Genomic DNA, 15,245 nt, shown 5'->3' on the forward strand with positions numbered 1-15,245 from the left:
GTTCCTCTCCTTCTAAGGTAATACTCCTATGGCAAAAGTTAGCGAAGCGCTCGGCATGATCGAGACGAAGGGCTTCATCGCTCTTCTCGAAGCATCCGACGCAATGATGAAGGCCGCCAACGTTCAGTTCCTCGGCTGGGACAAAGTCGGCAGCGGTTTGGTCAGCGCGTTCGTGACCGGTGATGTTGCTGCTGTGAAAGCGGCGACCGACGCCGGAGCAGCGGCTGCGGGCCGAATTGGCGAAGTCGTCAGCGTTCAAGTCATCCCGCGTCCGCATGATGACCTCGGCAAGATCCTGAAGGTTTCCGGTCCGGCTAAGAAGTAGTGAACGCTTCAGCCGCCGCAGGCACAGGTTCTCCGGCCCCCTCCCCCCCAATCCCATCCAAATAAAGAAAACGAAACATGAACGATGCAATCGGTTTGATTGAAACCAAAGGTTTATTGGCACTGATCGAAGCCACCGACGCAATGGCGAAGGCTGCAAACGTGGCAATCGTAAAACGCGTTGACATCGGCGGTGCTTATGTCACAACCGTCGTCAGCGGAGACGTAGGCAGCGTCCGTGCCGCGGTCGAAGCGGGTGCAAACGCAGCCGCCCAGGTCGGCGAATTGGTCGGCAGCCACATCATCCCTCGTCCTGCCGAAGGCTTGGCGTCGGCTTTTTTGTCTTAGAGTCTGAGCCAACCTCAGACACACAATCGGCATCGATGGACGTTCTATCGATGCAGCGAATGGAATCCGTGCCTCCTACCCACGATGAGCCTGCCGTGCTAGTTCTCGTAGCCAACCTTGGTTCGACCAGCTTTAAGTATCGTTTATACGATATGAGTAACGAGCGTTGTTTAGCGCGCGGTGCGGTGGAACGCATTGGGGATGCGGAAAGCCGATGCATGGTTTCGATCGGAGATTGGGCAGACGAGCGAATCATGTCGGTGCCCGATCACGGTGTCGCCGTCGAAGCTTGCTTGGACCAATTAACGGACCCCGAGCACGGTGTCCTAAAGGATGCGTCCGAGGTAGCGGCGATTGGCTTTAAAGCCGTTCATGGCGGTCGTTTATCGGGAGTCTTCCGCGTCACCGCGGAGGTACTCGAAGCGATGGCGGAAATGAACGCGGCCGCCCCCGCCCACAACCCGCCTTACATCGCCGCGATGAAAGCGATGCAGCAGCGGTTTGCCGATTTGCCCTTGGTGGCGGCATTCGAGACCGATTTTCATCAATCGATCCCGGCGGCCAGAAAGGAATACGCCATTCCTCGCGATTGGGCCAACGAATTTCACATTCGTAAATGGGGTTTCCATGGTGCCAGTCATCGCTATATCGCCACCCGAACGGCCGAGTTGCTCGGTCGCGACGACGCTCGCGTGATCTCCTGTCACTTGGGCGGCAGCAGTTCGCTAACGGCGATTCATCATGGAAAAAGTGTGATGACGACGATGGGCATGACGCCTCAAACGGGATTGCCGCAAAACAACCGAGTGGGTGACTTTGACCCCTTCGCGTTGCCCTTGATCATCGAGCGAACCGGCTTGACGCTCGCACAAACGCTGACTCGCTTAGCTAGTGAAGGTGGGCTGCTAGGGCTCAGCGGCCGCAGTGGCGACATCCGCGATGTGGAACAAGCCGCGGAGCAGGGAGACGCCGGATCCCAATTGGCATTGGATGTCTTTGTCGAGGAGATTCGTCGGCATCTCGGCGGCATGTTGGTGGCTCTCGGTGGCGCCGACGCGATCGTTTTTGCCGGAGGCATTGGCGAGAACGATGCGATGATTCGCGGCCGCGTGTGTGCGGGACTCGAAGAGTTTGGCATCGTCGCTGACTCGGCCGCCAACGAATCGCTCAAAGGCGAAACGACGTTCCATGCCCCTTCAAGTCGCACCGCACTGTGGGTGATTCCCACTAACGAAGAGATCATCGTGGCTCGCCAAACGGTATCCGCATTGCACCCCGCGTAAGCAAACAGGAACTCCCCACAAATATGTTTATCGCGAAAGTAATCGGATCGGTCGTCAGCACCCAAAAGGTGAGCACGATGACGGGCCATAAATTGTTGGTCGTCGAGCCTTACCGGCTCGAGGGCGAAAAGCGTGAGTCGCTGGTGACAACCGGGCGAACGTTCATTTCCGTCGATACGATCGGAGCGGGCGAAGGTGACTTTGTTTTGATCGTGCAAGGCAGCAGCGCACGATTGATGCCAGAGACAAACCCCCTTCCGATTGACGCCTGCATCATTGGCATCGTTGACACGGTCCACATTGACAAACAAAGCGTTTACGACCGAGACAAGTAGCGACGCGTTCGCGACCCATCTCGCCCCCGAACCCAACGCAGATCCCACGAGAAATCTAAACGATGAAATTCGACGAAAACCTGATCCGCAATGTCGTCGCCCAAGTCTTAGCCGAAGTGGGACCGATGCCCGCCGCTACCCGCTCTTCAAGCAAGTCGACCGGGGGCCAACATGGCATTTTCTACGATGCGAACTCCGCCGTCACAGCGGCACGAGCCGCATTTGAGCAACTGCGTGAGCGTTCCATCGAAGATCGCAAGAAAATCATCAGCATCATCCGTCGCATCTCGATCGAGCAGTGCGAAGAGCTCGGTTTGATGGAAATGGATGAGACCGGGATCGGGCGTCCCGAGCACAAGATCGAGAAGCTGAAGACCCTCGGTGAACTTTCACCGGGCGTCGAGTTCTTAGAAACCAAGTGCTTCAGCGGTGACCACGGCTTGGCCATCATCGAGCGGGCGCCGTTTGGGGTGATCGGTGCCATCACTCCGGTCACCCACAGCTTGCCAACGATCACCGGCAACGCGGTCAGCATGCTGGCCGGCGGCAACACCGTCGTGGTCAATCCGCATCCGTCGGGCAAACGGGTCGCAGCCGAAGGGGTGCGACGTTTCAATGAAGCGATCTCCCGTGAGATGGGCATCGACAACCTGATCTGTGTGATCGCCGAACCGACGTTGGAAAGCGCCAACGAGTTGTTCACCCATCGTGACGTTAAATTGATCTGCGTGACGGGCGGCCCCGCGGTCGGACGCGCGGCACTGAACAGCGGCAAACGTGCGATCGTCGCCGGCCCGGGTAATCCACCGGTCGTGGTCGACGAGACTGCCGATCTTGACAACGCCGCTCGCTGCATCATCCAAGGAGCTGCTTACGACAACAACTTGCTGTGCATCGCGGAAAAGGAAGTGTTCGTCGTCGACAGCGTTTTTGACAAGATGATGGACGCCATGCGACGCGCCGGTGCGGTCCAGCTCAACCGCGAACAAATCGCTCGCTTGACCAGCAAAGCGATCGTCAAGGTTGGCGATGACCAACACGAAGCCGCCTGTAAAGATTTCATCGGCCGCGACGCAAGCGTCTTGGCCGAGGCCGCCGGTGTCTCGGTTCCGCAGGGCACCGAACTTGTCTTTGGCGAAACCGACGAGCACCACCCCTTCGTCAGCGTCGAGCAAATGATGCCCTTTCTTCCCTTTGTGCGTGCTCGCGACGTCGACCACGCCATCGCGATGGCGAAGAAGTACGAGCACGGATTCCGTCACACCGCGATGATTCATTCACGCAACGTCCACAACATGACCAAGATGGGGCGTGAATTAGACACCACGTTGTACGTCAAAAATGGTCCTTGCATGGCCTCGCTTGGACTTGGCGGCGAAGGCTACTTGTCCTTCTCGATCGCTGGCCCCACCGGCGAAGGCGTCACATCGCCAACGACGTTCACTCGTGAGCGTCGTTGCAGCATGATCGATGAACTGCGTGTGGTGTAACCCGCATTGTTTCATCAACGAAGACGACCACCGTCGTCGTCTTCGCAATCCTCGACCGTCATCACCTCCGCAAAAATCCTTCGTCAATGCAACCTGCCACCGTCCTCGGTTCGACTCGCGCCACCGTGAAGCATCAGAGCTTCATTGGCCAGCGACTCGTGATCGTCCAGCCGACGGGGGTGGACGATGCTCCCGACGGTCCGCCGCTCATTGCGTTGGACATTCTGGGATGCCGCAAAGGCGACCAAGTGATGTTGACGAGCGAAAGTGCCTATGCCCGTGAAATCACCAAGCATGATGATTCTCCGGCGCGGTGGAGCGTGATTGGATTGATCGACGAACGGGAGCCCTCATGAGTAACGCCTCGATCGATCCGAACCGGGTCGCCACGATCGTTCGTGAAGTGCTCGAACGAGTCAAACAACACGGCCCGGAAACAGCGGAACGTCCGCCGCTCGGCTCGCTTTCCAACGTCGTCTCGGTGTCGTCCATCCTAGCGGCCGCCAAAAACGGCGAACAGGAAATACAAACGACTGCAAAAACGATTGTCACGCCGGCGGCGCGGGACGAGGCGAAACAGCGGGGTATCGCGATCATTCGCGTCACCCCAACTCCCCCGTCAGCTCCCGCCTCACTGCGAAAGCTCGAATCGCTGGGCACGGTAACCGACTCCGAGAATCCCGCACGCGCCACGGCCGTTTGCGAGCAATTGGCTCGTCGCGGCATCCGCGGCTCGTCCTCCATTTCGGTGATCTTAAGTGAGACCCCCGCGAAGGACGTTTACCGGATTTGCAGCGGAGGTCGCCGCGCCGCCGCGGTAAGTTCGATCGCAACGATCGAGCGCATTGAAAAAGAACTCTCACCGCAGGTTTGGGTCTTGGACATGCATGCCTTGAACTTTATCGCCGCCGTCAACGTCGCCGCTCGCCTGTTGCAATAGCACGAAATTAGAACCTATGAAAATCGCTCGCACGATTGGCACCGTCACCCTCTCTCGCTCGCATCCCGCGATGCAGGGAGCGAAGTTGCGTTGCGTGGAAGTGGTTGAGTCGATTCAGCAAGTCGACATGCAACCGCTGGGTGGCGACACCATCGTCGCCTGGGATTTATGCGGAACAGGAATCGGTGATTTGGTGGCGTTGGCCGAAGGCCCCGAAGCGGCTTTCCCCATCTCCGCGAAAACGCCAATCGATGCCTCGATCGTCGCGTTGCTGGATGACATCGAATTGAATTAGCCAGCAATCAGCAACACATTCCACCGACTGCGTGAACGCATTCGGCTTTGACTACCTTCACAAACCGCCACCGTGAAAACGGCAGCGGCTAATGGATACGAAAAGGGAAGCGACCATGCAGAATCTTCATCAGATCAAAAAAGACATGTGCGACATCGGCAAGCGGATTTACAACCGCCAATTCGCTGCCGCCAACGATGGTAACATCACCGTGCGTGTAGGCGAAAACGAAGTGTTATGCACGCCGACAATGCATTGCAAAGGCTATCTCGTCCCCGACGACATTTCGCTTGTCGACATGACAGGCAAACAATTATCGGGTCGCAAAAAGCGTAGTAGCGAAGCACTGCTGCACTTGGAAATCTATCGCCAACGCGAAGACATTCGTAGCGTCGTGCATTGCCATCCACCCCACGCAACCGCCTTTGCAATCGCCCGCGAACCCATTCCTCAGTGCGTTCTGCCCGAGGTCGAAGTATTCCTTGGCGATGTCCCAATCACGAAGTATGAAACCCCGGGCGGGCAAGCGTTTGCGGACACGATCATTCCGTTTGTCAAAAAAACCAACGTGATCATTTTGGCGAACCATGGCACGGTCAGCTACGGTGAAACGGTCGAGCAAGCGTATTGGTGGTCTGAGATTCTCGACTCGTACTGCCGCATGTTGCTGCTGGCCAAACAACTGGGCAACATTTCCTACTTAGGTCAGGACAAGTCCAAGGAATTGCTCGAATTGAAGGACAAGTGGGGCTTCAAAGACCCTCGCAATACCGCCGAGTACGAAAACTGTGACATTTGTGCCAACGACATCTTCCGTGATTCGTGGGCCGATGCGGGTGTCCAACAACGCGCCTTCACTCCACCGCCGGCGATCAAAGCGGCAGCCCAAGCGGCCGTGCAAAAAGCTCCGACAAGCGGGCTCGACCAGGAGCAACTTGTCAAATTGATCACCGACGAAGTCATCCGTCAAATGCAGGCGTAGACTTTCCCCCTCGGGGCATCGCTCGCTGGCCGTCGCCTCTCTTGGGGAAAGCCAGCGGAAGAGCCTCCTTTCCTCGCTACACGCCCTCCCGGGCTTACACGTCCCCGGGCTACGACACAAATCAACTCACAACAAAGAAGTCTGACAACATGAAAATTTCGATCATTGGTGCCGGTGGGCTCGTCGGATCGTGTGCTGCCTACGCCATCCAGTGTGGCGGAATCGCTCGCGAAATCGCACTTTTAGACGTCAATCAGGAACTCGCCGTTGGGCAGGCCCTTGATTTGCAACACGGCAGCCCCAGCGTGGCCGATCAAACGATCGTGGGGGGAGGCTATGAACATATTCCCGATAGCGATATGATCTGCATCACCGCAGGTCTTCGTCGCAAACCCGACGAGTCGCGACTCGATTTGATCAATCGCAACACCGACCTATTCGTCCAGATCGTTCGCGATGTGAAAGCCGCCGGCGTCAAGAAATCGGCGATCGTCTTGGTCGTCAGCAACCCCGTCGACGTGTTGACGTACGTCGCCGCTGAGATGTTGGATCTGCCTGCGAATCAAGTCATTGGTTTAGGCACTCAGCTTGACACGATTCGTTTTTGTTCGTTGATCGCCGCACAACTCAACGCCCCTCCAACGCAAACCAAAGCCTTGATTTTGGGCGAACACGGTGATTCGATGGTGCCGATTTGGAGCAGTGCGACCGTGGGCGGATTGCCGTTAGACAAATTCCCAGGCTGGAACGCCTCCCTCGCCAGCGACTTGTTCACCCGAACTCGTGGCAGCGGTGCGGAAGTGATCAAACGAAAAGGGGGAGCGGGCTTCGCCGTGGGCATTGCCATCCGAGACGTGTTCGACGCGATTGCCCTGGACCGCCGTTGCATCTTACCCGTCAGCTCAGTGCAAAACGGTTGCTACGGAATTCGCGATGTCGCGCTTTCGGTACCGACGGTCGTGGGTCGAAACGGCGTCGTCGATCGACTTGAAATCGAGTTGTGGCCCAAGGAGGTCCAGGGACTACGAGCCAGCGGTGGCGCTTTGAAGAAAACCCTTGAGCTCGTACTGCCGCGGATCGCTTAACATTCGCCGAAGCGTGACATGAGATGATTCGCGTGGGATCGATGCTAGATAAGCTTCGACGCCCACGCCACGCGTTCTCATCACGCTCAGTTCACGTACTCTTCCTCTTCCTCGCCGGTGGGGCGTGAGATCTCGCCGGTGTCTTCGAGATGCCGGACGATATCGACGATCTTCTGTTGCACGCTTTCGACCTCGCTGATGCGGACGCTGCCGAGATACTCCATTTCTTCGCGGAGATTTTCGGCCGCTCGCGTACTCATGTTCTTCATCACTTTGTCTTGCAACGTCTGGCTGGCGCCCTTGAGCGACATTGCCCACTGTGATGTTTCGACGTTCTTGAGCAGCGATTGGATATCACGATCGCCCAGTTTCGAGATGTCTTCGAAGACGAACATCAAGCGACGAATTTCATCGGACAATTCCGGATCGTCGCGTCCGAGCGATTCCATGATATTTCGCTCGACACTGCGTTCGGCGACGTTCAAAATCTCCGCAACGCTGGCGACCCCTCCGGTGTTGCTATGCGATTGATTGACCATGCTACTGAGCCGCATTTCCAAACCGAACTCTAGCTCCGCCACCGCGTCGGGACTCGTGCGTCCCATCGTTGCGATCCGGCGAATCACCTCAAGTTGTTTTTCCGGATCAAGCCCCGACATCACTTCGGACGCATAGTTTGATGGCACATGACTGAGCAGTAGCGCGATCGTTTGCGGGTGTTCGTCACCGATAAACTGCAACAACGTTTGCGAATCGACCTTTTTAATGAAGCCGAACGGCATCGACTCAATGGTCTGCTGAAGGTTTCCCAGCAATTCCCCGGCATCGCGTCCGAGGGCCTCCTTGATCAGCTCTTTGGCGCGTTCCAATCCACCGGTGCTGGCATAAATGGAACTCGCTTTGCTGGTCAAAAACTCAGCAATCACCACCTCTTGCTCATCGCCGCCGAACGAGTCGGTTTGCGCGATCATGATGCTGATCGCCTCGATCGCGCGCGGCGGCAATTGCCCGAGCACACGCGCGGCCATCTTCGTCGGCATCGACATGAGTAACACGGCAGCCTTTTTCAGACCTTCCTCGTTAAACATCGACGCGCCGGCGGGGAGCGGTTTCGATTTGTTTATTACGTCCGTCATCGCGATTAGCCTTCCTTTATCAGAAGCTTATCGACCGGCGGCGTCGCACCGCGTGATTGTGACGTTCGCTTTGCTTGTTGTGCTGGATATACGGAACGTACGCTGGCTCGAGCGTCGCTAGACTTTAGCCCCAAACGACTTCCAAAGGGGTACCGTTCTGGGGATGCTTGGGATCCATGGTATGAAACTGCAGCTTCATACCATGCTCGTCCAGATGAGCCGAAACCCAGCCATTGGCGATCTCTTCGGAGAAAACATACGAGACCGCGGGCAAATTGATGAGTTGTAAATTGCCAATCGTCTCGGTCTTCCAAACGTGGCTGTGACCGTAAAACAAGGCGCGGACGTGTGGCCGAGCCTGTAACGCTTCGACCAACGCATCGGTGTCCCAAAGGCCGGTCCAGCGTGCTCCCGGTTTGGGCGGGGTGAACTGGAGAGTATGGTGCCCCATCACAATCGCGGGCTTGTCGGGACGCGCGTCAAGCTCTTTCGTCAACCAGATCATTTGCTCGTAGCCGACTTCCCCTGCCACGTGCCCAGGCCGGATCAAAGTGTCGATCAAAAACCAGTTTGCAAATTCACCTTCCAAGACTCCCACATGCTTGACCGGAACCGGTTGTGCTGTGGGACGTGCTTTTGCGAAGTGTTCGTAAAGGGTTTCGCGGTCATCATGATTCCCCATCGTCAAGTGCAGATGAATCCCCAATTCATCGAGTGGCGCGACACAATTCGCAAAATTTTGATACTCGCCGGGCGATCCAACGGACAAGGCACAATCGCCGTTGATGATTAAGTTCGCCGGTCGCTTCTCTAGCCCCGCAATGTCCGAGATCACGGACTTCAGGTTGTCCGTCATATTGATCCCCCGCGCGGTGCCATCGGGAGATGCGGAAATGTGAGTATCCGAAAGCAGGGCAAAGAAACGGTCATCCATGGCCGTTGTCGATTCGTCTGCCCGCAGGGTGGTCGAAAGAGCAACCGCCGCACTGGTCGCCGAAAGGTTCTGCAGGAAACGACGACGTGATTGCGAATCCAGATGAATCGGCATGCTAAAATCCTGAGCGAACGAAGGGGATTGAGTTCAATCGCCGATGGAATATCGGAAATATCGGAGCGGTTCGGTGAGCGATTGGAGGCGCGTCTTCGGAGTAGGCTTGCTCCGCCGAAGACGCGTTTTTCGCATTTCGACATCACGACGATCGTCTGTTCTAGCCCAGTCGCACGCGCGATGCAACCTTTTGCGGTTGCACGTCCCCCCGGTCTTGATGCCGCCTGATCACCTATCGACTTTGGGTGGTTTATGTATTGTCCGGCAATGCGTAAACTGATTCCGCCGCAAGAGGAGAGGAAACTCAATCGCGAAAAGTCGTTGACCGCTCCGGGATCATTGCGTTTGATCGCCGAAGGATGAGTCCACCCAACCGTTGCCGAATCGCAGGGACCAACGACGGTACGATAATCTAGCGTTCGCGTGGACAACGAGACTTCGCTCTTTCCTTACCACTCCATTTTGAAATTCACTGATTGATGACCTCCGAAGACTCAAAGGCCTCGCGTCCGGCGGTGAGTGGTTGGCTTCAAGAGGGTTTCCATCGCTTCTTGACACCCTACCTGCGTCGCCATTTCCATTCGATTGCGATCACCCGCGATTCGTGGAACGTCTCTTTAATTCCCGAGCAAGAACCGCTTGTCGTGATTGCAAACCATCCCTCATGGTGGGATCCCTTGGCCGCTCATTATTTGAATCGACGACTGTTCCCCCAGCGTCAATTCTTTGCGCCGATCGATGCGGCGGCGCTCGAACAGTATCGTGTCTTTGCCAAACTCGGCTTCTATGGGGTGACGATGAATTCAACCGCAGGCGCGACTGCATTTTTGCAACAAAGTCGAGCGATCTTGATGAGTCAAGGGACGTCGTTATGGCTAACTCCGGAAGGTCGATTCGCCGACGTCCGCGATCATGCGGCGACGTTGATGCCGGGGACCGCACATCTGTGCTCGCGAATGCAGCATGGATGGGTGCTTCCCATCGCACTGGAGTACGCGTTTTGGGAAGAGCGGTTGCCGGAGTGCTTGTGCAAGATCGGCACTCCCCTGCGAATCTCCGAACATGTCGATGCGACGAAGGCGGATTGGCAACGATTATTGACCGCTCGGCTGCGGCAAACGCAAACGGAACTCAGCGCCGCCGTTGTCACGCGTGATTCCGAGGCGTTTGAAAACATCCTATCGGGCATTCGTGGCGCCGGAATCCTCTACGACTCGATGCGACGTCTGAAGAGCTTGCTGACCGGAACGCAATTCAAAGCATCACACGGAGAGAAGCTTCCGTGATTTGGCTTTCAATGATCGCGTTCTTCGCCGCCCTGTTGACCGTGGTGATGTTTCGACGCAACTTGCCGTTGTTTCGCTTGACACCCTCACCTCACGAAAGGGGATCCGAGGACGCGGCCTTGGCTTCCTTCCGCTACGAGGATCGGTCCCCCATCGAAGTCTCGGTCCTGATTCCGGCTCGCAATGAAGAGGCCTCGATTGCCGCGTGCGTCGAGTCGATATTGGCAAACCGTGATGTCGCTGTCGAAGTGATCGTGCTTGACGACGATTCCGAAGATGCAACCGCTTCGATCGTCAACGTCATTGCCTCGAGAGACGATCGTGTACGCCGAGTTTCGGGGCCCCCCCTTCCGCACGACTGGAATGGGAAACAGTACGCGTGCTGGCAACTCGCCCAGCAGGCTCGCTATCCGAGATTGCTGTTTCTCGATGCCGATGTGCGACTAGCGCCCCATGCCATCCGAACCTTGATCGAGCGTCAAGAAACCACTGACGTTGCACTATTAAGCGCGTTCCCCCAGCAGGAAACGGAAACGTTCTTGGAAAAAATGCTGATTCCAATGATGCACTACATCCTGCTTTGCTTTTTGCCCTTCGACCGCATGCGAGAGAGCACGAATCCAGCCTATGCGGCCGGGTGTGGCCAATTATTCCTGACATCCCAAACCGCCTACATTGCCTCTGGGACACACCAAGCGATCAAGTCGTCCCGACACGACGGAGTGAAATTGCCACGCGTTTACCGGAGGGCCAGCCTGATGACCGACGTCATCGACGGCACCTCCTTGGCCCGTTGCCGAATGTACCAGAATGGCCCCCAAGTGATCCGTGGCCTGCTCAAGAATGCTAGCGAAGGTGTCGCAAATCCTCGTGTGATTGTGATTTTCACCCTGCTGATCTTTGCCGCTAGCGTGCTGCCGCTGGTGGCGCTCGTGGTCGCGTTACTAAACCGCTCGCCCATCGCGGTAGGAATTGCACTGCCCGCGGTGGTGCTCTCACATCTACCGAGGGCCTTGGCCGCACGCCATTTCCGCCAACCTGTTTCAGGAGTCGTGCTGCAATCGTTCGCCGCGATCCTGTTCCTTGGGCTGCAATGGGGTTCTCTTGCACTAACGATTTTTGGGAAACCGATTCGCTGGCGCGGTCGCATTTAGGGCTGAACCACTGACGCCCACGCGATCCGGCGTGCTTGATTGCCGCCGACCGAATAAAAAATGCTCTGGCATTCCCGCTTCAGTATTGATTAGGTTCGCGGTAGTCGCTCGAGGTTTTCTCGGGTTGAACGGAATCAAATTGCCAATTAATGGGTCGCATGATGCGACCAAGCCTTGGAGAATCGTCGTGCAAACGCTGAAAACCGCGGCAATCATCGTGCTTCTGATGACGGTGATGTATACAGCGTACATGTCGCTGACCACCCCACCCGATTCATTGCCACCCGAAGTCGAACGAATCGTCATGGACGAAGGGGGCTTCGATATCGAAAGCGGATTACCTGAGTCTCTCGGTGCGCTCGAAATCAATGGCAATTTTGCTGCTCCGACTCCCCAATCCGCATCGCAGGGAGCCAATACTTCGGTTGCATCCCAATCCGATACGGAAAAAACCTTCGGCGCCTCATTCAATGATTTGCCTAACGCTCCCCAAAGCAGCGCCTTCACGATGAGCGACAATGCTCACTCCCACGGTGCTCCAAACAGCGGAGTGTCGATTCAACTTTCCGATGATCATGCCCCCGACGGTCTAACCGTTCATCAACCCTTGGATGAGGAGAGCCCAGCGCAAAGGGACCTCACACCGAAGGCGAGTCTCGCATCCGCGAGCACCAGCATGCCGCCTGGCTCAGCGTCACCGATCGATGCCGCGGGCGAGTCCCCCAATTACCAATCCACCGATCTCACGTTTAGCGTTCCGGACCCGCTGACAGCGACCTCCGACTTTAAGCGAGGCGACTCGTTGCCCCTCGAGGACTCCGCGCCGGAAAGTGGAACGGCAGTGGCCGAATTGAGCGATCAATCGCAACCGGCGACGGGCGACAAAATCGCGCAGGTCAGCGGCGCCGAAGCGGATCCGAGGAAGAACAACACAGGATTAGCGAACGCGTTGAAATTGGCGGATGAACAATACCAAGCCGATCAGCGCAAAGAAGCTCTCGAGACGCTAAGTCTCTTCTATCACACGCCCAATGTTCCCTCGGCGCAGCGACAAGAGTTACTCAATCGCCTCGACCCACTGGCGGCCGAAGTGATCTACTCCAAACGCCATCTGCTAGAACAACCTCATCGCGTTGGACATCACGAAACACTGATGCAAATCGCGGTCAAGTACGAAGTTCCTTGGCAATTACTGGCCAATATCAACGGCATCGAAGACCCCATCACCGTCTTGCCGGGAACCGAACTTAAAGTGGTGCGTGGCCCCTTCCGAGCGGATGTGGACATCACCGAGCAAGAGATGACATTGTTCCTCGGCGACCTCTACGCCGGCCGATTTCCGATCGCGGTCGGCAGCGACCCTCACCCCAAGCCAGGAACCTTCACGGTTCAAGACAAACAGTCCGAGCGACCGTTCTACGGCCCCAGCGGCGCACCGATTCCTGCTAACAGCCCGGAAAACCCGTACGGCTCGCTGTGGTTGGACTTGGGTGGTCAATTGTGCATCCACGGAAGCCCGTATGCCACTAAACCCACCGAGCAAGGTTGCATCAGCGTCGCCGCAGATTACGCGGACGATTTGTATGGCATTTTGACCCAGGGTTCCTCGGTTACGATTCGTCGGTAAGATTCGGTCTACCGTTCGCCCACTTGGAATCGCCCCTGAAGCGATGACCGACGTGTCTCCAGAGCGATTCGGCGAATCCTTGGCCCCCTCCCCTTCACCCCGCTAAACCTAATGACATACGACCGAGACGCACTCTTAGACCTGATCCGTGCTGAAGCCCTACAAACCGGCGATTTCACACTCGCCAGTGGGAAAAAGGCTTCTTACTACCTCGATTGTCGCAAGATCACGTTGCACCCCAAGGGAGCCAATCTGATCGCCGAAGGAATGTTGAGCGTAATCGAATCGGCAGGAAAGTTGCCTGACGCCGTCGGCGGGATGGCCATCGGTGCCGATCCCATCACCGCCTCGATTGTCACCATTGCCGGTCAACGCGATTTGCCGATCAAGGGCTTTATGGTTCGCAAAGAACCCAAGGGTCACGGCATGGGCAAGCAAGTCGAAGGCCCCGTTGAGCCGGGACAGCGCGTCGTGATCGTCGAAGATGTGATCACCAGCGGCGGCAGTGCAATCAAAGCAGTCGAAGCGGCCCAAGCCTTTGGACTCCACGTCGATTGCGTGATCGGGATCATCGACCGCTTAGCCGGAGGCGCCGAAGCGTTCGCAGCCAAAGGCCTTGAGCTGAAGGTACTAACGACGATCCGCGATTTTGGAATCGAGCCGTAGTAGCGACGCGGCGAACGCGACTTGGCATTGCGTCCCCTTCACCCACTGCGGTCATTTCCCCGCGCCGCCGCAGCCCTCCACCTCTTCGGCGACGCCCATAAAAACGATTCTCGTTCGTTGCGGAGCGTCCCTTGGAAACATCACTGCATCAACAACTCAAGCGGTGTTACGCGCCCGACGAAGCCAGTACCGAAGTGGTACTGGGGGAGTACCGGATCGATGCAATTCGCGATGATGAATTGATCGAAATCCAATGTGCTTCGTTGTCGGCGATCCGCGATAAAGCAAACAAACTGCTAAAACGCCATTCACTGCGTGTCGTCAAACCGGTGGTTTGGCGAACACGGATCGCCAAGGCTGCGAAGCCCGGCGGCCCAATTCAATCGAGCCGGATGAGCCCCAAACGGGGCAATGTCTTAGAAGTGTTCGAAGAATTGATCTATTTCACCCGCGTCTTTCCGCATCCCAATCTGGTGTTGGAAGTCCCGATGGTCCAGGTCCGGGAGACGCGAATTCCCAGCAAACGCCGCCGTGGCCGCGCGCGCAAGGACTACAAGGTTCATGATATCGAGCTGGAGTCGATTGAATGGACTCACGAGTTTCGCACGACGGACGAGTTGTTAGCGCTGCTCAACATCCCCGCGGGAACGTCCGAGTTCATCACCTCGGATCTGGCCTCCTGGATCGATCGTCCTCGCTGGGTTGCCCAGAAGATCGCGTACACTTTGAAACACATGTCGGCGATCGAAACGGTCGCTCGTCGCCGCAGCGGGATTATCTATCGATGTAAAACGGATTCAGCGAACAAAGTCGCGGCATAGCCGTTCTCCATTCCGAACACGACGCGGCGGCGGAATCGTTGTCCTCGCCGCCTTACACGCCACCCCGACGCGGCATGCCCGTTGCCGCCGCCACCGTCCCAGTAGGGACGATCACCGCTCTCACATTTTGGCCCAGCAAGACCTGCAACCACGGACCCCCTGAAACAATGGACGACTCAAAGCAAGCGAAGACGGCGGAGTGCCGCTATGAAGCCAATCAAGACGGCGGCACATTGCATATCGAGATCGCAGGCCGCTTGATCCGCGTGCCGGTGAAATCCAAGATCGAAGCCCATCAATTACTCGGCTCCGCTAAACTCCGCGAGATCCTAAAATCCAAGGGAGTGAATCAAGTAGCCGGATACTTCTGGGGCGACCAAGGCTGCTAAACCTTGGCGGCCCTCGTTAGGCACGGGCAGCCATCG

General features: G+C 56.8%; 18 protein-coding genes. 16 read left to right on the plus strand and 2 right to left on the minus strand.

The genetic code is table 11. The features are described 5' to 3' along the window. The first annotated feature begins 28 nt into the window (after positions 1-28). The 10 genes from Pla52o_RS22375 (at position 29) to Pla52o_RS22420 (ending at position 7,082) form a co-directional block, all read left to right on the plus strand. Positions 29-325, plus strand: a complete 297-nt coding sequence (locus Pla52o_RS22375; protein ID WP_146596866.1) for a BMC domain-containing protein — start codon at positions 29-31, stop codon at positions 323-325. 77 nt (positions 326-402) lie between these two features. Next, positions 403-672 carry a BMC domain-containing protein gene (locus Pla52o_RS22380; protein ID WP_146596867.1) on the plus strand — a complete coding sequence of 90 codons (270 nt, stop codon included), beginning with the start codon at positions 403-405 and terminating at the stop codon, positions 670-672. Positions 673-767: 95 nt separating this feature from the next. Further along, positions 768-1,955, plus strand: coding sequence for an acetate/propionate family kinase (locus Pla52o_RS22385; RefSeq protein WP_146596977.1), 1,188 nt, complete (start codon positions 768-770; stop codon positions 1,953-1,955). Positions 1,956-1,978: 23 nt separating this feature from the next. Then, positions 1,979-2,290 (plus strand): EutN/CcmL family microcompartment protein, encoded by a 312-nt coding sequence (locus Pla52o_RS22390; RefSeq protein ID WP_146596868.1) that lies wholly within the window; start codon positions 1,979-1,981, stop codon positions 2,288-2,290. A 62-nt stretch (positions 2,291-2,352) separates the two neighbouring features. Further along, positions 2,353-3,780, plus strand: a complete 1,428-nt coding sequence (locus Pla52o_RS22395) for an aldehyde dehydrogenase family protein (protein ID WP_146596869.1) — start codon at positions 2,353-2,355, stop codon at positions 3,778-3,780. Between the two features lie 86 nt (positions 3,781-3,866). Beyond that, on the plus strand, positions 3,867-4,136 hold the full coding sequence (locus Pla52o_RS22400; RefSeq protein ID WP_146596870.1) for a EutN/CcmL family microcompartment protein: 270 nt from the start codon (positions 3,867-3,869) through the stop codon (positions 4,134-4,136). Further along, entirely contained in the window at positions 4,133-4,720 is a 588-nt protein-coding gene (locus tag Pla52o_RS22405) for a hypothetical protein (protein WP_146596871.1), read from the plus strand. The genes Pla52o_RS22400 and Pla52o_RS22405 overlap by 4 nt, the downstream gene beginning before the upstream one ends. 16 nt (positions 4,721-4,736) lie before the next feature. Next, positions 4,737-5,015: a EutN/CcmL family microcompartment protein gene (locus Pla52o_RS22410; protein WP_146596872.1), complete on the plus strand. Its 279-nt coding sequence runs from the start codon at positions 4,737-4,739 to the stop codon at positions 5,013-5,015. Positions 5,016-5,130: 115 nt separating this feature from the next. Next, positions 5,131-5,997 (plus strand): class II aldolase/adducin family protein, encoded by an 867-nt coding sequence (locus Pla52o_RS22415; RefSeq protein ID WP_146596873.1) that lies wholly within the window; start codon positions 5,131-5,133, stop codon positions 5,995-5,997. A 149-nt stretch (positions 5,998-6,146) separates the two neighbouring features. Next, positions 6,147-7,082: a lactate/malate dehydrogenase family protein gene (locus Pla52o_RS22420; RefSeq protein ID WP_146596874.1), complete on the plus strand. Its 936-nt coding sequence runs from the start codon at positions 6,147-6,149 to the stop codon at positions 7,080-7,082. An 86-nt stretch (positions 7,083-7,168) separates the two neighbouring features. Here Pla52o_RS22420 and fliG read toward each other — a convergent pair whose 3' ends face one another. Next, the gene (fliG, locus tag Pla52o_RS22425) at positions 7,169-8,218 is read right to left on the minus strand and encodes a flagellar motor switch protein FliG (protein WP_146596875.1); all 1,050 of its coding nucleotides are present in this window, start codon (positions 8,216-8,218) and stop codon (positions 7,169-7,171) included. A 124-nt stretch (positions 8,219-8,342) separates the two neighbouring features. Continuing rightward, positions 8,343-9,266, minus strand: a complete 924-nt coding sequence (locus tag Pla52o_RS22430) for a metallophosphoesterase family protein (RefSeq protein WP_146596876.1) — start codon at positions 9,264-9,266, stop codon at positions 8,343-8,345. A 479-nt stretch (positions 9,267-9,745) separates the two neighbouring features. Between Pla52o_RS22430 and Pla52o_RS22435 the strand changes: the two genes are divergently transcribed. The 6 genes from Pla52o_RS22435 (at position 9,746) to Pla52o_RS22460 (ending at position 15,209) form a co-directional block, all read left to right on the plus strand. Further along, positions 9,746-10,552 (plus strand): lysophospholipid acyltransferase family protein, encoded by an 807-nt coding sequence (locus Pla52o_RS22435; protein ID WP_146596877.1) that lies wholly within the window; start codon positions 9,746-9,748, stop codon positions 10,550-10,552. After that, positions 10,549-11,706 carry a glycosyltransferase gene (locus Pla52o_RS22440; protein ID WP_146596878.1) on the plus strand — a complete coding sequence of 386 codons (1,158 nt, stop codon included), beginning with the start codon at positions 10,549-10,551 and terminating at the stop codon, positions 11,704-11,706. Before Pla52o_RS22435 ends, Pla52o_RS22440 begins: the two co-directional genes overlap by 4 nt. Before the next feature lie 187 nt (positions 11,707-11,893). Further along, a complete protein-coding gene (locus Pla52o_RS22445; RefSeq protein ID WP_231612566.1) occupies positions 11,894-13,333 on the plus strand; it encodes a L,D-transpeptidase family protein in 1,440 nt (479 codons plus the stop codon). A 111-nt stretch (positions 13,334-13,444) separates the two neighbouring features. After that, complete coding sequence (gene pyrE / locus Pla52o_RS22450) at positions 13,445-13,999, plus strand: orotate phosphoribosyltransferase (protein WP_146596879.1); 555 nt, start codon at positions 13,445-13,447, stop codon at positions 13,997-13,999. Positions 14,000-14,130: 131 nt separating this feature from the next. Beyond that, entirely contained in the window at positions 14,131-14,820 is a 690-nt protein-coding gene (locus tag Pla52o_RS22455) for a hypothetical protein (RefSeq protein WP_146596880.1), read from the plus strand. Positions 14,821-14,987: 167 nt separating this feature from the next. Next, positions 14,988-15,209 carry a hypothetical protein gene (locus Pla52o_RS22460; protein ID WP_146596881.1) on the plus strand — a complete coding sequence of 74 codons (222 nt, stop codon included), beginning with the start codon at positions 14,988-14,990 and terminating at the stop codon, positions 15,207-15,209. The last annotated feature ends 36 nt before the right edge of the window (positions 15,210-15,245 follow it).

The organism is Novipirellula galeiformis (assembly GCF_007860095.1).
In the GTDB taxonomy this organism is placed as follows: Bacteria; Planctomycetota; Planctomycetia; order Pirellulales; family Pirellulaceae; genus Novipirellula; species Novipirellula galeiformis.